Genomic DNA, 19,954 nt, shown 5'->3' with positions numbered 1-19,954 from the left:
CTTGGTTGTTGCAGTGTGTTCATGCCACCAACCTGAGTTTTATAAATCATACAACTTATAAGAATTAGGGAAGTCACAATGAAAACTAAAATAGCACTAGCAGTGTCTATGGCGCTGCTATCGTCGGCGGCAAATGCGCAAACAGTTTTATCACCTACGGGTGAAACCTTGCAGTTAGATATTCCAAGTGAACTACAAGCCACGTCATTACGCGGTAATGCCGCCGGAGCTGAAGTTAAGTTTGTACCAGAAGCGGATTTAGGCGAGGGTGAATTTACTTATATCGTTCGTTTACGTGACAGTTCAGTCGCCAATTATCAAGGAACGACTCCTGGCTTTAAAGCGACGAGCTCACAGAGAGTGCAGACAAGTGGCACTTCAAAAGTCGCTGTGAATGGCAAGCTCGATGCTTCAAGACCTGAAGTCAAAAGTTATGTAAGCTATTTGAAAGTCAAACAAAACCGATTTTTAGCTAACGCGAGTGCGGCAATTGGCACCAATCTGCAGCCATTAACGACCTATCAGTATGCGTTAAACGGTATGGCGGTTCGCATGACTCAAGCTCAAGCTAAGAAAATGGCTGAGTTACCTGAGGTTGCTTTTGTTGAGCGCGAACGCATGGAACAAATGGAAACCGACGTCAGCCAAGCGCTTATCGGTTCTCCAAATGTATGGGATGGCAGTGCAACGGGCACGAAAGCCATGGGTGAAGGTGTGATTGTCGGTATCATCGACTCAGGCATTAACTCTGACCATGCTTCATTTGCGGATGTTGGTCAAGATGGTTATGACCACACAAACCCATTAGGTCAAGGCATCTATATTGGTGACTGTAAAACTGATTTCGCCAGCATGTGTAACGATAAACTGATCGGTGTCCGTAGCTATCCAGAAATCACCAATAACTTTGATGACGTAAAAGTGTATGGTGACACCCCTCCGGCAAAAAATGGTGAGGATTACGGCGGACACGGTTCGCATGTCGCCAGTACAGCAGCGGGTAACATTTTAGTGAATGTCCCTTATGTGCAAGGTGAAACCGGTAAGTTAGAAGGTGATGGTATTGCGACGGGTCTTGAATTTGCGCAAATCTCAGGTGTTGCACCACATGCAAACATCATAGCTTATCAAATCTGTAATCCGGGTAATGCGGGCGACACTTATTCTGGCTGCCCGACCGCACCTATTTTAAAAGCGTTAGACGATGCAATCAAAGATGGCGTCGATGTGATTAACTTTTCAATCAGCGGTGGTGGAAATCCGTGGAATAGTGCAACAGAACAAGGTTTCTTAGCTGCGCGTAATGCGGGTATTTTTGCTGCCGTTGCTGCGGGTAACACACGTGCCGCGACAAACACTAGCCCTGCTATTAATCAAACACCTTACTCTACGCCTAAAAATGCGCCTTGGTATACTTCGGTTGCTAACTCGACCCACAATCGCGACATAGTTCGCGCCGTTGAATTTAATGGTAAAAACTACCACTACACTGCTGGCTCTGGCCCGGTTCAAACTGAAGTGCTCAAAGGTGTACCTGTTTATGCTGGCACAATCGATGCCGCTAATTTTGAAGCCTGTAAACCATTCGCTGCGGATGCTTTTAAAGACAAGATCGCTGTTTTAAGACGCGGTGGTTGTTCATTCGATATTAAAGTCGCTGCGGCGATGAAAGCTGGCGCTAAGGGTGTGATTGTTTTCAATAGAGATGGTGAAAATAATGCGCGTCTGACCATGTCTGGGCTAGATAAATTGGATATTCCAGCGGTATTTATTGGCGATATCGATGGCTTAGAACTGATTGCTGCTATGGCGGCAAATCCAGCGCTTGAAATCACGCTGTCTCCAACCCCTAAAGTGGTCAGTAAAGAAGCGGATGTTTTAGCTGCCAGCTCCTTGATTGGACCTAACCTGACTAACGATGTACTGGTGCCTTATGTTGCTGCACCGGGCAGTGACATCTACGCTGCTTATTCAGATCAACAGTTTGGCCATGATAAGACGGGGACTGATCCTGCTGATTTCACTTTGATGTCAGGTACTTCAATGGCGAGTCCTCATGTTGCCGGTGCTGGCGCGTTACTTAAATCGCTGCATAAGGATTGGACGCCAGATAACATTCGTTCTGCGTTAATGATGACAGCAACGACAGCCCAAGCCATGAAAAAAGCCGATGGTAAAACCGTTGCAGATCCGTTTGACGTAGGCGCAGGCCGTATTCGTGTGGATTTAGCGGCAAAATCTGGCTTAGTGATGGATGAAAGTGCTTTAAACTACGAGATTGCTAACCCTACAACAGGTGGCGATCCACGTAAGCTAAACATTCCAAGCATGGCTGATTCACGTTGTATCGATACTTGTACTTGGACACGTACTGTCACTGCAACGGCTGACGGTAGCTGGACTGCAAAAGGTGTTTCCGCAACAGATAAGTTCGCGTTAACTGTGACGCCAGAAAGCTTCAACCTGAAAAAAGGTGAGAGCCAAACTATCACAGTGACTGCTGATGTGACTGACGTGGGTGCAAGTTGGGGCTTTGGTAACTTAGTATTAGCTTCGGAAGCCTTCCCAACGGCTAACATGCCGATCGTGGCTAAGATTGCTAAACGCGACTTACCTGCGGTTGTTAATGTTTCAGCCTCACGTGATGCCGATGAGCGCAATTTAGCTCACTTAAAAGCGATTGATCTACCGGGTGTTGCGGCGACAGTGACTGCACTTAAATTAAGCGACACTTATGAATCAAGTGTGAAACAGGATTCAAATACCGATAGTGCATTTGATGATTTGGCCGATGGCGTAAAAGTATTTAGCTTTAACGTTGAAGACAAAGCGTTATTTTTCAATGCATCAATCGGTAATACCACGTCTCCTGACTTAGACATGTTTGTGATACTCGATAAGAAAGATGGTAGTAAGCTTTCTATGGCGGCATCTTCTGCGTTTGGTGGTTCAAAAGAAAGTGTGTCTATTAAGAACCCAGTGAAAGGTGAATATATCGTCGTGATACAAAACTATCAGGCATCAGCAGCCGATGCGGATGATGCTTTTAGTTTGAAACAAGTGACCTTATACGATGAAGCGGGTGATAACTTAACGGCAAATCTTACCGGTGATCATAAAGATTTCAACGTCAACTTAGCTTGGAAACAAGCGATGTTAGTGGGCGATGCAGGCTTGGCAATGCTGACTCTGACCACCACTGACGACAAAGTCGCACCGGTTAAAATTCCGGTTATATTTGAGCGCGTCAGTGATGATGTTTTACCGCCTCTAGGTAGCACTGTTTCTGGCGAGTTAACGCCAGGCGCCGCTAAAGTGATGAAGACCCGTGTCGAAGCGAACAAAACGCAAGAAACCCGCGTTTACACCTTAGAAGCGTTATTACCAGAAGGTCATGAAGTGGCTAATATCAGCCATCAAGGTACGCAAGTGGGCAATAAGATCACTTGGACTATCGAGATGGCCTCTGGTGCCGCGGCGCAAGATGTGACGTTTGACTTAGTGCCACGTAAGGCAAGCCAAGACAACCTTGTGACTTTGACCAACAAAGTGAACAACGAGTCGGCTGAAATCTTGAAGCAAGAATATCAATTTGATGTTCCAGAAGTAGCGCCAGTGGCAGTGATTGAAGCACCGGTGTCTGTTCAAGAAGGTAAACCACTGTTTATCGATGCGAGCAAGTCATCCGATGCCAACAATGATCCATTAACCTACAAATGGACTCAGTTAGGCGGCGCGAGCTTTAACTTTGACGCTAATGCAGCCAAGCTTAATCTAGTGGCGCCAGAAGTGAGTGGTACAGCTCAAACAGTGTCATTCCAACTTACTGTAGCGGACAACCATGGCAACAAAGATTCAAGTGTCGTATCTGTGTCTGTGACTGAAACACCAGCTAAGAAAGATGATGGTGGTTCATTAGGTTGGTTAAGCTTATTATTGCTACCGTTTGCCTTTGGTCGTCGTAAACAAGGCTAATCGCTCAGGGTTAAATCGAAAGGTTTAACAGTAATTTAATAGTAAATAGAGAAGGGCTGATATTGATATCAGCCCTTTTTGTTTTAATCGATTGAGGTTAGCGATTACTCATCAAAAAATCGACAAAGGCACGGTCTGCTTGACTGACGGGGCGTTGTTTTTTCCATGCGATATGCAGGTTCAAAAATACCGGTGGATCGAAGGGTTTAGCTAAAATGTCATCTTTTGAACTTATTGCCATTTCGAGCACGCTGGTGATCCCAAATCCTTGGGAAACAATCTGTTTGATAAGGTTGATCAGATTAGTCTCGAAGGCGACATTGGGCTTTTTCCCCAGATCCTTGGCTTGCGATAAGATCCACTCGCGGTGGAAATAACCTGTCTTGAACATCACTAATTCATGGTCGAAAAAATCATTGAGACTGACGGCGCTATGTTCCGCTAAAGGGTGTTCGGCTCCCATAGCGATCACCATTTGCTCACGGATCAACAGCTGACTATCAAATTCGGGTTGTAGGTCTTGGGCGGTAATGATCGCTATATCCACTTCTTCCTGTTGCAACATACGCAGTGCGTCCCGCGTCCCGCCTTCAAACAGTGATAGTTTTAACTCGGGGTATTTATGCCGAAAAGCCATTAAGCGCGAGGGCAGGTAGAAAGACCCCAGCATGCCCGGTACGGCAATGCGGACTTCCCCCGAGGTGAGATTGGCCATGGCACGGATTTGCGCTTCGGCCTGCTTCATCTGTTTCAGGATCAAAGTGGCATGTTGATGCAGGACTAAACCTTCGGCCGTGAGTGCGAGTAGCTTGTCATTCTTGTTGCTCGTACGATTGACCAAAGTCACGCCGAGTGCGACTTCTAAGCGCTTGATACTTTGGCTTAACGCCGGTTGGGCCATATTCAGTTTCTTGGCTGCGGCGGTAAAGCTGCCAGTGCTGGCAAGGGCATCTAAATGTTTGAGTTGGCGGATATCCATCAATCGGGCCCATACTGTTGAATAGTGGCAAGGTCGGTGCGTTGTGGCTATAACAAAAATCAATGATGGCGATAGATATTATCTATTATTGTTATGTTATGCCCAGTGATAACCTTTGTCTATCCTATGAGTGATGCTTTGTCGAGGCTCCTGTGCAAGCCGTGTTAGATACTATGATTGATCATAAACAGCGTGATACCCGACTGATGTGGGCGCTATGTGTTGCCTCTGTGGTGGTGTATATCAACTTGTATCTGATGCAAGGCATGCTGCCGCTAATTGCGGAGCATTTTGCGGTTTCAGGGTCTAAAGCGACGTTAATCCTGTCGGTAACCAGTTTTTCCTTGGCCTTTTCATTGCTCTTGTATGCGGTACTGTCAGACCGTATCGGTCGACACACACCGATTATTGTCAGCCTGTGGTTGTTGGCGCTATCTAACTTATTGTTGATTTGGGCACCGGATTTTAATGGGCTAGTGCTAGTGCGATTGCTGCAAGGTGCATTACTCGCTGCCGTGCCAGCGATTGCTATGGCGTACTTTAAGGAGCAGTTGTCACCGAGCACTATGCTCAAAGCCGCGGGCATTTACATTATGGCGAATAGCATTGGTGGCATTGTTGGCCGTTTACTCGGCGGCGTTATGTCGCAGTTTTTATCTTGGCAAGAATCCATGTGGCTGCTGTTTTTAGTCACCTTAGCAGGCGTGGCTTTAGTGAACTATTTGCTGCCTTCACTTGCCGATGCGCAGGCCATGTCAAAGAGTAAAACTGAGCCCTCTTTATCAAAACGCGCCCGTTTAGCCCAAGATCTTCATGGCTTTAGCCATCATCTCACCGATGCACAAATGCGCTTGGTCTTCGCGATTGGCGGCTTAACCTTTATGATGATGGTGAATCAATTTAGTTTTATTCAGTTGCATTTGATGGCGGCGCCCTATGAATGGAGCCGCTTTCAAGCAACCTTGATTTTCCTGTGTTATTCCAGCGGCACTATTGCGTCGTATTTCACCGCGAAATGGCTTGCCAAATTTGGCCAACATAAGTTATATCAGTGGTCTTGGTGCGTGATGTTGCTCGGAAGCTTACTGACCCTGTTTGATACCACTTTAACCATTAGCTTAGGTTTTTTGATGACAGCCTGTGGCTTCTTCCTCACCCACAGTTGCTGTAATTCCTTTGTCGCGATGCGCGCCAGTCGCGATCGGGCTAAGGCGACATCACTGTATTTATGCTGTTACTATTTAGGCGCGGCGATTGGCGGCCCTTATTTGATGATGTTTTGGCATGAGGCGCAGTGGCGCGGCGTGGTAATGGGGTCGTTAACCTTACTGGCTTTGATTGCCTTGGCCATCACTCGTTTGGACTACCATCAAACCAATGATGTTCGTGCGCTTGCATAGGCTTTGACAGGGCTATTGTTGTTAAAGCAAGAAACGTAAACGTAAACGTAAACGTAGTCGCTAAGCTATTATATCAAGTGATTAAATCAAATGAATGAAGGCCAACATCAACTGTTGGCCTTCGTTTTTGGTGTGGGTCGTTTGATCAGCTGGCTCAAACCTGCAAATCATACTCGTTATGCGGAATGTGGGGCTGAGTTTCATGCCTTGAGTCTTATGGTCGATATTTAAGCTCATCCACTAAGCGTTCTGATTTAATGCATCTGTTGCAGCTTAAGTGCAGCGATTTATTAACCTTGATATTTCCAATAGGGCGGATTGCCATACACCTCAAGAAAGTAGTCAATCACAGCGCGGACATTCAATGAGGGAGTGCGAGAATTTGGGTAAATCGCAGTAATATAATGCTGATCAATTTTTATCGCTGATTCGCAATCCGTGAGCAATGAAATAAGTTGTCCATTTTTAAGAGAGTCACCGATTAACCAGTCAGGAAAGAGGACGATTCCCATATCATTTAATGCGGCTATGAGTAATGTTTCCGCATTATTTGAGGTGAGGATTGGGGTGATAGGCTGATGCAGCCATGTCGTCTTGTTCTTGTTAAAAAACCAGCGATTTTGACCCGAAGATCCGCTATAGACTAGGCATTGATGGTTTTTGAGATCGGCGGGTTCAGTGGGCATGCCATGCAGTGCTATATACGCTTTGGACGCCGCAAGATGATAGGTTTGGCTTCCCAGTATTCTTGAGTGGAGTGATGAATCAACCAAAGTGCCAATACGAAAGATAATATCGGCGGCACTAACATGCGGATCGATATAATCGTCTGTTTGTGTGAGTTCCACTTGTACCTGCGGATATCGCCTTAAAAACCCCGCTAACCAAGGCGCAATATGTCGCTGCCCGAAAAAAACCGGGGCATTAATTCTGATCAATCCCTTAGGTTCTATCGTCCTACCTAATAATTCATTGCGGACTTCATTCAGTTGATCTGCCATGGAACGCGCATATTCAATGAAAATCCTGCCCGATTCCGTGGGTATGATTGCTCTGGTATTTCGATAAAACAGCTGCTGTCCCAGAGAATCTTCTAATTGGCTGATGACTCTGGAAATCATCGAGGGAGAGACGCCTTCCTTTCGAGCCACAACAGAATAGCTTTTGCTGTCATAAACGCCGATAAAAAACTTTAACGCTCGCATATTGATTGAGTTTATATCATTCATTTTTGCAAATTCTGCACAGGTGTTTCCTGCATTGTCTCATTTATTGGTTTTATCGACTAGGGTACTCTTGCTGCCCTTAATCACAGGAGCTTATGTATGCAGTTTTTAATGATTTTTTTTGTTGTGCTAGGAGGGGCGGGATTATCCGTTGAAGCGGGCCTCCTAGGACCTTTAGGTGCTGAAGTCGGGGAGTTATGGGCAACCTTTAGCATTTTCGGTGTCGGCGCAGCACTCACCTTTATCTTGATGCTGTTTTTCAGTCCTCGAAATAGTCCCTCATTTTTCGCGCAACCCTCCTGGACATTAACGGGCGGCGTGCTGGGCCCTATTTATGTGGTGATACTGACTATCGCAACCCCAGCAATTGGGATTGCTATGACAATGATCGGTATTTTAGCGGGCCAAGTTGCGAAGAGTTTGCTGATTGACCACTACGGTTTATTTGGTACAGCGCATAGACGAATTGATACTAAACGTATTGTTGCACTGCTATTTATCGTTGCAGCATTAGTGCTGATGGCGCAAAGTTAAGGGCGAGTTATGACATTGATTATGATTATGTTGGCTGTGATTGGCGGTGCTACCTTGAGTATGCAAGCAGCGATAAATGGACAGCTGGGGAGTAAAGTGGGGGTGTTTCGCAGTGCATTTTTAACTTTTTCGACTGGAGCCTTGATCACTGGATTGTTAATTTTTTATTTTGAACCACCTCAAGCAGTGACACTGTTGGATGTGCCTAAATGGCAGTTATTAGGTGCAATGTGTGGCGTGCCTTATATCGTCATCATGGTGTTAGCCGTTCAGCGGATAGGTACGGCCGTCGCAACCGTTGCGGTTATTTTTGGACAGCTACTAATGAGTATGTTGATTGATAATTTTGGCTGGTTTGGCAATGAAACGATTCACTTTTCTACAAGTCGAATCGCCGCCGTAATCTGTTTGGCGATCGCACTGTATTTTATACATTCAAGTAATAAAACGTCGACGTAATACGTGATTCAGACTCGTTTTTACGCTGTGGTAGCGAACCCAGCTCAAGCTGGGTTCGCACTCTTTTGTCATCGAAATGAGCTAGTCATCGGAGTTAATGTATTGCTTGCGGTCTAAATCATATTTACGCATTTTGTCGTAGAGGGTTTTACGGGGCAGTTCCAGCTGCTCCATCGTTTGCTTAATGCTGCCCTTGTTGTGGCTGAGCGCTTCTTCAATCAGTACCCGTTCAAAAAACTCGACTCGTTGCAGCAAGGACATACTCGAGTGCAGGCTTGGGGTGTTGCCCAAAGTGCCAGCAAAGGCGGCTTCTCCGCCGAGCAGTACAAAGCGTTCGGCAAGATTACGTAACTCACGCACATTACCCGGCCAGTCGTGGGAAGTGAGAATGGCGTTTTGCTCTGCATTTAAGGCAATAAGCGCTTTGTGATAACGTGCCGATGCGACGCGGGCAAAGTGCAGGAACAGCAAAGGAATATCTTCACGGCGATCCCGCAGGGGAGGGATAGGCACAGTCACCAGATTTAAGCGATACAACAAGTCTTGGCGAAATTCCCCCGTGTCACACAGGCTCTTTAAATCCACCTTAGTGGCGGCGATTACCCGTATATCAAGGCTGATGCTTTTGTTTGACCCTAAGCGTTCAACTTTACGATCTTCAAGTACCCGCAGCAGTTTTACTTGCAGCGACAGTGGTGTACTTTCAATTTCATCTAAAAATAATGTGCCGCCGTTGGCGTATTCAAACTTACCAATGCGCATCTTATCGACGCCGGTAAAGGCACCTGCTTCGGCGCCAAAGAGCTCACTTTCAATTAAGTTTTCGGGGATCGCACCACAGTTGATGGCGACAAAGTTGGCTTGGCTGCGGCTGCTGTGATCGTGTAAATAGCGGGCGACGAGTTCTTTACCTGTGCCTGTTTCACCTTCGATTAACACGTCAGCGGGGGTATCTATCACTTGATCTATGATGTGGCGCATGCGGTTGATGCCGACGCTGTTACCCAAAATGCGAGGGCCCGGTACGCTCTGGCTTTCGAGATCCTTTTTAAGCTTACGGTTCTCTAGGGTCAGGCTGCGTTTATCTAAGGCGCGCTTGACCACATCGAGTATATGCTCGTTATTAAAGGGCTTTTCGAGAAAGTCGTAGGCGCCTTGCTTTAGGGCATTGACTGCCATGGCGATATCCCCAAACCCTGTCAATAGCACAACGGGGAGGTCGGGGTCCTGCAGGCGGATTTGTTGCATTAAGCTGATGCCATCTAATTGCGGCATGTTGACATCCGATATCACCATTCCCGCCCAATCCTTATGCAGGTGCTTAGCGATCCCTTTAGGCTCTGTGGTGGCGAGCGCCTTAATGCCCTCAAGTTCAAATAGCTGAACGAGAACTGTGCCTATGTGCGGCTCATCGTCGATGATGAGAACAGAATAATCTTGGATGGAATTGGGCACACTCATGAGACTAACGTTCCTCAAGCAAATAAATAGGTAAAATAATCTGGAAAATGGCGCCACCCTCTTCGGCATTGGCAACGTTAATTTGGCCTTGCATGGATTCGATAATACGCTGTGAAATCGATAAGCCCAGCCCTAATCCGTGGCGCTCGTTAGTGGTAAAGTAAGGTTCGAATATTTTTTCCATTTGGCTTTCACGCACGCCAGGGCCAGAATCTTGGATGCTGATGCAGAACTTATCTTCACTGGTCACGCGGATGACCAAGCTGCGTTTAACCGATTGTTGCATAGCGACAATGGCGTTGCTCATGATATTGACAAACACTTGCTGTAATCGGACTTTATCGCCCCAAACCTGATAGTTGCCATTGGGTAACTGCACATCGAGTTCAACGCCTTGCTTGTCTATTGCGGGCTGAACTATGGTCAGCGCTTGTTTGATACAGCGGCCAATATCGGTGGCGCTATCCGTGCCTTGGCTCTTGCGAGTGAAGCTTTTAAATTGGCCGACAATATCGGCCAATCTATCGGTCAGTTCAATAATAATCTTGATATTATCCAGTGCCTTATCTTGCATATTACGGGCTAGAAAGGTTTGAGTATTTTGGGCGTAGCTGCGCAGTGCTGCAAGCGGCTGATTAAGTTCATGGTTAATGCTGGCAGATAAACTGCCGATCACTGTCAGCTTTGCCGCTTGAATGAGTTCATCCTGAGTGTCTTTCAGTTGATGGTTCGCCTGCTGCAAGTCCTGAGTCCGTTCTTCGACTCGCTGTTCTAACAGGCTTTGTGCCAGCTGCATACGCTGTAGGTTGCGGCGACGCTCGGCGCTAAACAAGATGCTGAGTGCCAGCAACAGATAAATACTGGCTGACAGTAACATTAGTGCAGGTAAAGACGACAGCAAGGGTTTGATGGGCGCTAAGATGTGCACCCGCCAGCCAGCTTTGGCCATTAACTGGTGATTATCCATGTATTGCTCATGATCTCTGCCCGTTTGCAATTGGTAGAGCATGGCTTGGCTGCCACTCTCATAGGGTGGTTTCATCAACAGTTCACCTATGGGGCGTTCCGCGTAACGCTTTGATGCATTAAGCGCATATTGTTTGGCTTGGGTAAGTGGAGTGAGTGACTTTAACCGCCACTCATCGACGCTAGAGATAAAAACAATGTCTTCAGGGTCGCTGATAAGGAATTGATATTGACCCGCAATGGCAATACTCGTGCTTTGCTGCTCGATACCGCTAATGTCCACTTTGACAATGATCGCGCCGAGTATGCCTTTACCGCCTTGCTGATATATAGGGTAAGAGAAGTAAAACCCACGCTTATCTGAGCTGGTGCCCACTGCATAATAACGGCCTAGATTGCCCGAAATAGCATCGGTGTAATAGGGTCTAAAGGAATAATCCTTGCCAATAAAAGAGAAACTCTGTTGCCAGTTACTGGCGGCAATCGCAATCCCTAAGGCATCAATCAGATAGATATCGGACGCCTCAGTGACATGCTGGATTTCTTCGAGATATAAATTAAGTTCTTGGATCTTATCGGGGTTTTGTTGATCGTTCAGTACATTGGCGAGCATAGGGTTCGTCGAGAGCACGTGGGGAATACTTTCGTAGCGCGATAATGCACCATCGAGAAAGCTGACTAACTCCTTCAGTTGTTTCTCCGATTGGGTTTGGATCTCGATTTTACCTTGATGCAAATGCACCCAATAGGTCAGTTTGAGCGTTGCAAATAGGCCTGCAAGTAACACTACAGTGAGAAAGAGGCGTTTCTTGGCCTTAGGCGTCATGGGCAACATGGTGGCTATCCTGATAAAGCGACGGTATCAATCACTGAGATTGTGCATCATAAAACAAAGCGAGCCTGACTAGGCTCGCTTAAAAACTAACTGTAATCAAGGGGTAATCTCACAACCTTGCATTGCAGATTAATATCCACGCATCGAATCCAACCATTCAGGTAAGAAGAGCGAAATCTGTGGCACGTAAGTGATCAAGGTTAAGAAGGCTAACATCAGCAGTAACCAAGGCAGAACCGATTGAATGACCCAGCCAATACTCTTACCCGTGATCCCCGCGGTAACAAAGAGGTTGAGCCCCACCGGCGGCGTGAGCATACCTATCTCCATGTTCACCACCATGATGATACCTAAGTGTATAGGATCAATGCCTAAGTGAGTCGCGATAGGGAAGAGGATCGGCGCCATAATCAGTACAATTGCCGATGGTTCCATAAAGTTACCGGCAGCAAGCAGCAGTAAGTTAACGATGATCAGGAAGCCCCAAGCGGGTAAACCCATGTTAACGATATGCTCAGCGATAATATGTGGAATACGCTCAGTGGTTAATACATGCGCGAACAACATAGCGTTAGCTATGATAAACAGCAGCATGATACTGACCTTAGCACCATCACGCACTACGTTACGTATGTCTTTGTCGATAGGCGTTTTAATTAGCCCAAGGAACATGTGACCTAAGTTACGTGCGGCGGCTTTAGGTAAGCTTTCACCTTGATTGCGCCAAGCCACCTCTTTTAATGGCCCAATATCACGGTAACCAAATACCGCAATAAAGTACGCATACATACAAGCCACAGCTGAAGCTTCAGTCGGGCTAGCAACGCCGCCATAGATAGAGCCGAGTACGATAAGGATGAGTGCTAATCCACCCAAAGCTTTAGCGCTTGAAATCCCCAGTTGTTTAAAGCCTGGAAAAGGACGCGAAGGCAGGTTCTTAAAGCGGGCGACGATGTAGATAACGATCATCAGGATGAATCCCATCATTAAGCCTGGAATTAAACCTGCCATAAACATTCTTGCTGCGGACACTTCGGTCGCTGCCGCATACACCAACATCACAATGGACGGTGGGATCAAAATACCAAGTGTGCCTGAGGTCGTGATAACCCCCGCCGCAAACTTCTCGGGATAACCCGCTTTAACCATGCCCACAATCACGATTGAACCAATCGCCGCTACGGTTGCGGGTGATGAGCCTGAAACCGCCGCAAACAGCATACAGGCCATAACAGATGCCATCGCTAATCCACCACGGACATGTCCAATACTGTCCATGGCAAAATCGATAATCCGTCTCGCGACGCCACCGGTTGAGAGGAAGGCGGATGACAGAATAAAGAAGGGGATAGCGAGTAGAGTGTAATGCTCCGATGAAGACTCATACAGTTTGAGTGCCACTGAGGCTAAGGAGTCATTCGAGAAAAACAAAATGGTGAGCATGCTGGAAAAACCTAACGCGATAGCGATAGGCATACCGAGAAACATACACACTAATAGAGCGGTAAATAGGGTTGCAATCGCCATTATTTAGTCTCCTTTTCGTCAGAGACGGGTTCTTCATTGGCGTTTTTAACGCTTTCATCGATTAAATGCATACTTTCTTTCGCTTCATCGGCAAATTGGAAGCCAGTGACTTGGTCACGTAGGATGGCAATAAAGAGTTCGGCGAATCGCCAAGTCAACATCGAAAAACCAATGATCAAGATGCTCTGGGATAACCAAATTGGTACCGCGCCATCTTCAACATCAATCCTTAAGGTGTTCCAAGCAAAGTCTGGATCGAGGCTTTTTAAGAAAAATTGGGGGAAATTAATATCTTCCATAGGCACACCAATTTGATACATCTGGCTTAAGTAATCCCAACTGCCTTTTAAAAAGAGTCCGCAATAGACAATACAGACAAAGGCGGTAACGAGGGACGTTATCTTTTTGGCCCGAGGCGCTAAGTTTTTAACGAAGGCATCGACACCAATGTGCGCGCCAACTTTTACCCCATAAGACATACCAAACAACACAAACCAACCGCAAAAGGTCAGTGTGAGTTCTTGGATCCACAGAAAACCCGTATTGAAGAAGAATCGTGCCACGACTTCTGAAAACACTAACAACGTCATCAGAGTGATCAATAAATTGAGCACACCTTCTTCAAAATAACCAAATATTCGCGATATCACAGCCATAATCCCCTCGCTGAAATGGCCGCTTAACCTCGGTTGAGGTTAAGCGGCTATCATCATTATTATTTATTTGCAGCTACAGCAGCTTCAATCACATCTTTACCGATTTGATCTTCAAACTTAGCCCAAACGGGTTTCATCACATCGACCCATTTTTGACGTTCAGCAGGCGTTAAAGTCACTAACTGTGAACGTTTAGAATCTAGGATTAACTGTTTGTCTTGGTTATCTTTCTCAGCGGCAATTTTATTACCTAATGCGATAGATTCATCTAAAGCTTCTTTGATGATCTTACGTTTGTCAGCGGGTAAGCCTTTCCAGAAAGTGTCAGAGGTCACGACCATATAGTCGAGCACACCGTGGTTACTTTCAGTGATTTGGCTTTGCACTTCATAAAACTTTTGTGAGTAAGTATTTGACCATGTGTTTTCTTGACCATCGATAGCGCGGGTTTGCAGCAGGGTAAATACTTCAGAGAAGGGTTTTTTCACTGGGATAGCGCCTACAGCATCAAACTGAGCCGCCAAAACATCAGATGCCATTACGCGGAACTTCAAGCCGTTTGCATCAGATGGATTTTTAAGTGGCGTGTTAGCCGAGAACTGTTTCAGGCCATTGTGCAAATAACCTAGACCGACAATCCCTTTACGGGTCATAGAGTTCAGCAGTGTTTGACCTGCTTCACCTTGTTGGAAACGGTTTACCGCATCCATATCATTGAAGAGGAAAGGTAAATCGAATACTTGTAGGCGTTTAGTGTAACGTTCAAATTTTGAGAGTGACGGCGCAACAAATTGCACGTCGTTTAACAGTAGTGCAGCTAACTCGTTGTTATCCCCAAATAACTGTGAGTTAGGAAATACACTGACCTTGTATTCACCCGGTAAACGTTGTTCAACGAGTTCTTTAAACTTAAGTGCCATTTGGCCTTTAGGTGTATTTTCTGCCACAACGTGCGAAAACTTAATTTCAATAGGTTCTGCAAACACGTTAAAGCTGGTTGCGAACACGGAGGCAACGGCGAGCATTTTGACTAAGGTTTTGAGTGGACGGGTCAATCCAGTTTGTTGATTCAATGTCATCTTGAGTTCCTTTTTCTGTTGTTAGGATTTGTCCTCAGTCTTGGTTAGTTTGTTACCAAGTTTGAGTAGGAATACAGCCTTGATTTCCCTGAGGTCTGTCTTACTAAAGGCAAATACCACGCCAACTTACACTGACTTCTGTAAGTGTTTGGTTACTAAAGTGTAGTTCATTTGATGTTTGTCACACTTTTAGTTTTGTGGGTGAGATCTCGCTCACAGTGATTTTCTGTTTGGGTGGAAACCCACCCATGGTGCGGATCTGCCTCAAATAGACGGCCCTCTTAGGTGCAGGTTTATTAAACAAACTTAGTTATTTTGAGATCAAAAAATGCCGCAAAAGTATGCGCTACGCTGAAAATGCGTGATGGATTATTTTGGGATAAGCCGTGTAGGCTGATTGTATGGTTAATTGTGGTCAAGTCGATGGCGTTTGTCGTCAATCAAGACAAAGGGGCAGTTGGTGCAGTTAATCATCATCTAAAAGGATACGTTTTAGGATCGCATCGCTAGGCAACAATTCTAAGTGGCCTTGTTCGTCAAAGTACCAACCGGTAATAAAGCCCTTTTGGCGCATACTGACAAGATTATGCATGACTTCCCGTGCTTCCTTGAGTGCCGTTTGCTCATCGCAAGCGTGGGTATGCTTTAAATAAGCGGCAATATTGGCAAGAGAAGCGGATTGACTGACGCTGGCCATAATGTTGATCTCCAAACAATGCTAAAAGCAGAATGAAATCAGGCTGAGTGTCGATAGAGCTTGGTATTTTACGGATTATAAAAGGCGAAATAGTAAAAATTTAGCACTCGCTGATTGAGATCAAGCATAGTTGAGTCAGCGTGTTGGTAAAGTTTATTGGGGGGATAAATATGGTGGTCGCTACTGGGCTCGAACCAGTGACCCCCTCCTTGTAAGGGAGGTGCTCTCCCAGCTGAGCTAAGCGACCTGGGATGTAACTTGTGTATTGCAGAATATGGTGGTCGCTACTGGGCTCGAACCAGTGACCCCCTCCTTGTAAGGGAGGTGCTCTCCCAGCTGAGCTAAGCGACCTGGGATATAACTTATGTATTACAGAATATGGTGGTCGCTACTGGGCTCGAACCAGTGACCCCCTCCTTGTAAGGGAGGTGCTCTCCCAGCTGAGCTAAGCGACCTGGGATATAACTTGTGTATTGCAGAATATGGTGGTCGCTACTGGGCTCGAACCAGTGACCCCCTCCTTGTAAGGGAGGTGCTCTCCCAGCTGAGCTAAGCGACCTGGGAATTCTGATGTTACACAATTATTAAGTCATTATTCACTGAAGAATGGTGGTCGCTACTGGGCTCGAACCAGTGACCCCCTCCTTGTAAGGGAGGTGCTCTCCCAGCTGAGCTAAGCGACCTGGGAATGACTTTCACACAATGAGGTACATTAAGTTGTATGGTGGTCGCTACTGGGCTCGAACCAGTGACCCCCTCCTTGTAAGGGAGGTGCTCTCCCAGCTGAGCTAAGCGACCTGGGATATAACTATTTTGTACAGCCATTATCTCTTTACAAATTATGTATAAAAACAATATATCTATAAAAACAATGGTGGTCGATACTGGGCTCGAACCAGTGACCCCCTCCTTGTAAGGGAGGTGCTCTCCCAGCTGAGCTAATCGACCTCGCTGTGTGGAGCCGTATTATAGGGAGGTTCGATCTAGTGTCAACGCTTTTTAGTGAAAAAAGCATTGGTCGCGCTATTTTTGTTCGCATTGGCTTAATGCTAATCACGCCGCCGATCAAAGTGTTAGTTTATTCGCCTGTCAATGGCGTGCAATTTGGGTGTTTGGGATGCCGCGATAGCTAGACTCATGTTATTCGTGAGCATTTCGGACGATAAAATGACAGGGTGTGAGTGACTCACAATGATTAGATGTTAGAGATTGAGTGGATAGAGGTGTATAGGCGTTGCGCCAAAGACACACTATTTATAGCTGAAGGCATGATAGGGGCAAAAGTAGGGCAGGGATCTAAGCGTAGCGAAAATCAATCCATGAGTCTTAAGTCAGATAAATGGGGCGCAGGTTTGCGGGTGATAGCTGTGGCATCACTTTATATGTGCACCTTTATATAGGCTTCTCTATATAAGGAGGGGATTTTGCGTCACGATTTTACTAGATAAGTGATACTGCAGAGCTTGTCCCATTTGCAGCGCCTGCTTTGACTGTTAGAATAAGCCCACTTTTTTATCGTGATTGTCTTTATCTAGACGACTTTATATAGGTTAGTGTCCCATTATGACAACTAAGACGCGTTTTGCCCCTAGTCCTACTGGTTTCTTACATGTTGGTGGTGCCCGTACAGCACTTTATTCTTGGTTACAAGCTCGTGCCAATAACGGTGAGTTTGTATTGCGCATTGAAGACACTGATATTGAGCGTTCGACTCAAGCCGCCTGCGATGCGATTTTAGAAGGTATGAACTGGTTAGGTTTGACATGGGACGAGGGCCCGTATTACCAAACTAAGCGTTTTGATCGTTATAACGAAATTATTGCCCAAATGTTAGAAAAGGGCACTGCATATAAATGCTATTGCTCACGTGAGCGTATTGATGCGTTAAGAGAAGCACAAGCCGCCAACGGTGAAGCGCAAAAGTACGATGGTTGCTGCCGTGACTTACCCGCTCGTGATACTGATGAGCCATTTGTCGTGCGCTTCAAAAATCCTATCGGCGGTTCAGTGGTATTTGATGACCATGTTCGTGGCCGTATCGAATTTTCTAACGATGCATTAGATGACTTGATCATCGCCCGTACCGATGGTGTGCCAACTTATAACTTCTGTGTGGTCGTTGACGATTGGGATATGGGAATTACTTGTGTGGTTCGTGGTGAAGATCATATCAACAATACGCCGCGTCAAATTAATATCCTTAAAGCATTAGGGGCGCCGATCCCAGAATATGCTCACGTCTCTATGATTCTCGGTGATGATGGCGCGAAATTATCTAAGCGTCATGGCGCAGTGAGCGTAATGCAGTACCGTGACGATGGCTATTTGCCAGAAGCACTGTTGAACTACCTAGTACGTTTAGGTTGGTCACATGGCGATCAAGAAATCTTCTCATTAGAAGAAATGAAACAATACTTTAAGCTCGGTGATATCAATAAAGCCGCTTCTGCCTTTAATACCGATAAACTGGTGTGGTTGAACCAACACTATATAAAGAGTCTTGCCCCAGAATATGTGGCAACACACTTACAATGGCACATGGACGATCAAAAAATTGATCTGTCAAACGGCCCAGCATTAGCTGAAGTGGTTACTGCATTAGCTGAACGCGCTAAGACACTAAAAGAGTTAGCCGCTTCTAGCCGCTATTTCTATGAAGACTTTGCAGAGTTTGATGAAGCCCAAGCGAAAAAGCATTTACGTGGTGTTGCGTTAGAGCCATTGCAACTGGTTCAACAAAAATTAGCCGCATTAACTGAGTGGACTGTAGAAGCTATCCATCAGGCGATTGAAGACACTGCAACAGAATTAGATGTGGGTATGGGCAAGGTTGGTATGCCTTTACGTGTCGCTGTAACAGGGGCAGGGCAGTCACCAGGCCTTGATATCACATTATTTTTAATTGGAAGAAGCCGTTCTGAGCAAAGAATATCCAAAGCGATTGAATTTGTAGCAGATAGAATAAATTCCTAAAAAACGAGTTGACACTTTTAGGTGCGCTGCATAGAATGCGCCACGCAGTTGAGACACAGACGAGCAAATGCTTGTAGTGCACTTAAATGTAGTTTAATAAGTTTGGGGCTATAGCTCAGCTGGGAGAGCGCTTGCATGGCATGCAAGAGGTCCACGGTTCGATCCCGTGTAGCTCCACCAAACTTACTGCAGATGTTAAGCAGGAACGTGAGTTCGAATTAATATGTCTGAGGTCATCTTCCTTCTTTAGAAGAAAGCGCCTAGGACACCGTAGATGTTAAACGGGAACAATAAGTTCAAATTAATATGTCCGGGTCCCCTTCGTCTAGAGGCCTAGGACACCGCCCTTTCACGGCGGTAACAGGGGTTCGAATCCCCTAGGGGATACCATCTATTTTTTATAGAGAGTGGTTCCTAGCAAATAACTAACGAGTTGTTTGGTAAGAACAAAGCATTTACTTCCTAGCCTACTGAAGTGAATGTGTTACAAAGCTCGGTTACGAGTTAAATCATAAGTCCGGGTCCCCTTCGTCTAGAGGCCTAGGACACCGCCCTTTCACGGCGGTAACAGGGGTTCGAATCCCCTAGGGGATACCAAGTATTGGTTCCTGTCGAATAACTAACGAGTTGTTTGGTACGAACAAAATCTAAATTTCTGCTGATACGCATGCTATTAAAGCTAGCAGTGTCGACAAAAATTTGGGGCTATAGCTCAGCTGGGAGAGCGCTTGCATGGCATGCAAGAGGTCCACGGTTCGATCCCGTGTAGCTCCACCAATTTACTGTAGATATTAAGCAGGAACGTGAGTTCGAATTAATATGTCTGAGGTCACCTTCCTTCTTTAGAAGAGAGTGCCTAGGACACCGTAGATGTTAAACGGGAACAATAAGTTCAAATTAATATGTCCGGGGTCCCCTTCGTCTAGAGGCCTAGGACACCGCCCTTTCACGGCGGTAACAGGGGTTCGAATCCCCTAGGGGATACCACATTTTGGTTCCTAGCAGATAACTAACGAGTTGTTTGGTAAGAACAAAGCATTTACTTCCTAGCCTACTGAAGTGAATGTGTTACAAAACTCGGTTACGAGTTAAATCATAAGTCCGGGTCCCCTTCGTCTAGAGGCCTAGGACACCGCCCTTTCACGGCGGTAACAGGGGTTCGAATCCCCTAGGGGATACCAAATTTT

At 46.0% G+C, this 19,954-nt stretch carries 14 protein-coding genes and 13 tRNA genes; 12 read left to right on the top strand and 15 right to left on the bottom strand.

Annotated features, from left to right (window positions below; all coding sequences use genetic code 11):
• The first annotated feature begins 78 nt into the window (after positions 1 to 78).
• A complete protein-coding gene (locus KV201_RS19580; RefSeq protein WP_226060280.1) occupies positions 79 to 3,975 on the top strand; it encodes a S8 family serine peptidase in 3,897 nt (1,298 codons plus the stop codon).
• A gap of 97 nt (positions 3,976 to 4,072) precedes the next feature.
• Here the strand turns inward: KV201_RS19580 and KV201_RS19575 are convergent, their stop codons facing one another.
• Positions 4,073 to 4,954 (bottom strand): LysR family transcriptional regulator, encoded by an 882-nt coding sequence (locus KV201_RS19575; RefSeq protein WP_226060278.1) that lies wholly within the window; start codon positions 4,952 to 4,954, stop codon positions 4,073 to 4,075.
• A 152-nt stretch (positions 4,955 to 5,106) separates the two neighbouring features.
• Between KV201_RS19575 and KV201_RS19570 the strand changes: the two genes are divergently transcribed.
• Both KV201_RS19570 and KV201_RS19565 read left to right on the top strand, forming a co-directional pair.
• A complete protein-coding gene (locus tag KV201_RS19570; protein WP_226060276.1) occupies positions 5,107 to 6,354 on the top strand; it encodes an MFS transporter in 1,248 nt (415 codons plus the stop codon).
• A gap of 90 nt (positions 6,355 to 6,444) precedes the next feature.
• Complete coding sequence (locus tag KV201_RS19565; RefSeq protein WP_226060275.1) at positions 6,445 to 6,585, top strand: hypothetical protein; 141 nt, start codon at positions 6,445 to 6,447, stop codon at positions 6,583 to 6,585.
• Positions 6,586 to 6,644: 59 nt separating this feature from the next.
• Here KV201_RS19565 and KV201_RS19560 read toward each other — a convergent pair whose 3' ends face one another.
• On the bottom strand, positions 6,645 to 7,583 hold the full coding sequence (locus tag KV201_RS19560) for a LysR family transcriptional regulator (protein ID WP_226060274.1): 939 nt from the start codon (positions 7,581 to 7,583) through the stop codon (positions 6,645 to 6,647).
• Positions 7,584 to 7,679: 96 nt separating this feature from the next.
• Between KV201_RS19560 and KV201_RS19555 the strand changes: the two genes are divergently transcribed.
• Together KV201_RS19555 and KV201_RS19550 are read left to right on the top strand one after the other, a co-directional pair.
• Positions 7,680 to 8,114 (top strand): DMT family transporter, encoded by a 435-nt coding sequence (locus KV201_RS19555; protein ID WP_006082301.1) that lies wholly within the window; start codon positions 7,680 to 7,682, stop codon positions 8,112 to 8,114.
• A 9-nt stretch (positions 8,115 to 8,123) separates the two neighbouring features.
• Positions 8,124 to 8,573, top strand: coding sequence for a DMT family transporter (locus KV201_RS19550; protein WP_012197363.1), 450 nt, complete (start codon positions 8,124 to 8,126; stop codon positions 8,571 to 8,573).
• Positions 8,574 to 8,654: 81 nt separating this feature from the next.
• Here KV201_RS19550 and KV201_RS19545 read toward each other — a convergent pair whose 3' ends face one another.
• The 13 genes from KV201_RS19545 to KV201_RS19485 all read right to left on the bottom strand — a co-directional run bounded on the left by KV201_RS19545 (position 8,655) and on the right by KV201_RS19485 (position 16,742).
• Complete coding sequence (locus KV201_RS19545; RefSeq protein WP_006082299.1) at positions 8,655 to 10,034, bottom strand: sigma-54 dependent transcriptional regulator; 1,380 nt, start codon at positions 10,032 to 10,034, stop codon at positions 8,655 to 8,657.
• A gap of 4 nt (positions 10,035 to 10,038) precedes the next feature.
• On the bottom strand, positions 10,039 to 11,835 hold the full coding sequence (locus KV201_RS19540; RefSeq protein WP_226060273.1) for an ATP-binding protein: 1,797 nt from the start codon (positions 11,833 to 11,835) through the stop codon (positions 10,039 to 10,041).
• Positions 11,836 to 11,964: 129 nt separating this feature from the next.
• Positions 11,965 to 13,362, bottom strand: a complete 1,398-nt coding sequence (locus KV201_RS19535; RefSeq protein ID WP_006082297.1) for a TRAP transporter large permease — start codon at positions 13,360 to 13,362, stop codon at positions 11,965 to 11,967.
• On the bottom strand, positions 13,362 to 14,018 hold the full coding sequence (locus KV201_RS19530; RefSeq protein WP_006082296.1) for a TRAP transporter small permease: 657 nt from the start codon (positions 14,016 to 14,018) through the stop codon (positions 13,362 to 13,364). Before KV201_RS19530 ends, KV201_RS19535 begins: the two co-directional genes overlap by 1 nt.
• A 59-nt stretch (positions 14,019 to 14,077) precedes the next feature.
• Positions 14,078 to 15,097, bottom strand: a complete 1,020-nt coding sequence (locus KV201_RS19525) for a TRAP transporter substrate-binding protein (protein WP_071939600.1) — start codon at positions 15,095 to 15,097, stop codon at positions 14,078 to 14,080.
• 466 nt (positions 15,098 to 15,563) lie between these two features.
• A complete protein-coding gene (locus KV201_RS19520; protein WP_006082294.1) occupies positions 15,564 to 15,794 on the bottom strand; it encodes a hypothetical protein in 231 nt (76 codons plus the stop codon).
• A gap of 171 nt (positions 15,795 to 15,965) precedes the next feature.
• Positions 15,966 to 16,041 (bottom strand) — tRNA-Val (locus KV201_RS19515).
• Positions 16,042 to 16,069: 28 nt separating this feature from the next.
• A tRNA-Val gene (locus KV201_RS19510) sits at positions 16,070 to 16,145 on the bottom strand.
• 28 nt (positions 16,146 to 16,173) lie between these two features.
• Positions 16,174 to 16,249 (bottom strand) — tRNA-Val (locus KV201_RS19505).
• A gap of 28 nt (positions 16,250 to 16,277) precedes the next feature.
• Positions 16,278 to 16,353: transfer RNA gene (locus KV201_RS19500), tRNA-Val, on the bottom strand.
• Positions 16,354 to 16,401: 48 nt separating this feature from the next.
• Positions 16,402 to 16,477, bottom strand: a tRNA-Val gene (locus KV201_RS19495).
• Positions 16,478 to 16,516: 39 nt separating this feature from the next.
• Positions 16,517 to 16,592: transfer RNA gene (locus tag KV201_RS19490), tRNA-Val, on the bottom strand.
• A gap of 74 nt (positions 16,593 to 16,666) precedes the next feature.
• Positions 16,667 to 16,742: transfer RNA gene (locus tag KV201_RS19485), tRNA-Val, on the bottom strand.
• A gap of 615 nt (positions 16,743 to 17,357) precedes the next feature.
• Here KV201_RS19485 and gltX point away from each other — a divergent pair.
• From gltX to KV201_RS19450, 7 genes are all read left to right on the top strand, one after another.
• Positions 17,358 to 18,767, top strand: a complete 1,410-nt coding sequence (gltX, locus tag KV201_RS19480) for a glutamate--tRNA ligase (protein WP_063884724.1) — start codon at positions 17,358 to 17,360, stop codon at positions 18,765 to 18,767.
• 104 nt (positions 18,768 to 18,871) lie between these two features.
• Positions 18,872 to 18,947: transfer RNA gene (locus tag KV201_RS19475), tRNA-Ala, on the top strand.
• Between the two features lie 134 nt (positions 18,948 to 19,081).
• Positions 19,082 to 19,157 (top strand) — tRNA-Glu (locus tag KV201_RS19470).
• A gap of 131 nt (positions 19,158 to 19,288) precedes the next feature.
• Positions 19,289 to 19,364 (top strand) — tRNA-Glu (locus KV201_RS19465).
• A gap of 104 nt (positions 19,365 to 19,468) precedes the next feature.
• Positions 19,469 to 19,544: transfer RNA gene (locus KV201_RS19460), tRNA-Ala, on the top strand.
• Between the two features lie 134 nt (positions 19,545 to 19,678).
• Positions 19,679 to 19,754 (top strand) — tRNA-Glu (locus KV201_RS19455).
• Between the two features lie 118 nt (positions 19,755 to 19,872).
• Positions 19,873 to 19,948: transfer RNA gene (locus KV201_RS19450), tRNA-Glu, on the top strand.
• Positions 19,949 to 19,954: the final 6 nt, after the last annotated feature.

The sequence above is a fragment of the Shewanella sp. SR1 genome, from assembly GCF_020447145.1.
In the GTDB taxonomy this organism is placed as follows: Bacteria; Pseudomonadota; Gammaproteobacteria; order Enterobacterales; family Shewanellaceae; genus Shewanella; species Shewanella baltica.
This window is presented reverse-complemented; position numbering and strand designations above follow the sequence as displayed.

Coding starts and splice junctions, on each gene's coding strand:
- KV201_RS19580 (WP_226060280.1), top strand. CDS start 79: ATGAAAACTAAAATAGCACTAGCAGTGTCTATGGCGCTGCTATCGTCG.
- KV201_RS19575 (WP_226060278.1), bottom strand. CDS start 4,954: ATGGATATCCGCCAACTCAAACATTTAGATGCCCTTGCCAGCACTGGC.
- KV201_RS19565 (WP_226060275.1), top strand. CDS start 6,445: ATGAATGAAGGCCAACATCAACTGTTGGCCTTCGTTTTTGGTGTGGGT.
- KV201_RS19560 (WP_226060274.1), bottom strand. CDS start 7,583: ATGAATGATATAAACTCAATCAATATGCGAGCGTTAAAGTTTTTTATC.
- KV201_RS19555 (WP_006082301.1), top strand. CDS start 7,680: ATGCAGTTTTTAATGATTTTTTTTGTTGTGCTAGGAGGGGCGGGATTA.
- KV201_RS19550 (WP_012197363.1), top strand. CDS start 8,124: ATGACATTGATTATGATTATGTTGGCTGTGATTGGCGGTGCTACCTTG.
- KV201_RS19545 (WP_006082299.1), bottom strand. CDS start 10,034: ATGAGTGTGCCCAATTCCATCCAAGATTATTCTGTTCTCATCATCGAC.
- KV201_RS19540 (WP_226060273.1), bottom strand. CDS start 11,835: ATGTTGCCCATGACGCCTAAGGCCAAGAAACGCCTCTTTCTCACTGTA.
- KV201_RS19535 (WP_006082297.1), bottom strand. CDS start 13,362: ATGGCGATTGCAACCCTATTTACCGCTCTATTAGTGTGTATGTTTCTC.
- KV201_RS19530 (WP_006082296.1), bottom strand. CDS start 14,018: ATGGCTGTGATATCGCGAATATTTGGTTATTTTGAAGAAGGTGTGCTC.
- KV201_RS19525 (WP_071939600.1), bottom strand. CDS start 15,097: ATGACATTGAATCAACAAACTGGATTGACCCGTCCACTCAAAACCTTA.
- KV201_RS19520 (WP_006082294.1), bottom strand. CDS start 15,794: ATGGCCAGCGTCAGTCAATCCGCTTCTCTTGCCAATATTGCCGCTTAT.
- gltX (WP_063884724.1), top strand. CDS start 17,358: ATGACAACTAAGACGCGTTTTGCCCCTAGTCCTACTGGTTTCTTACAT.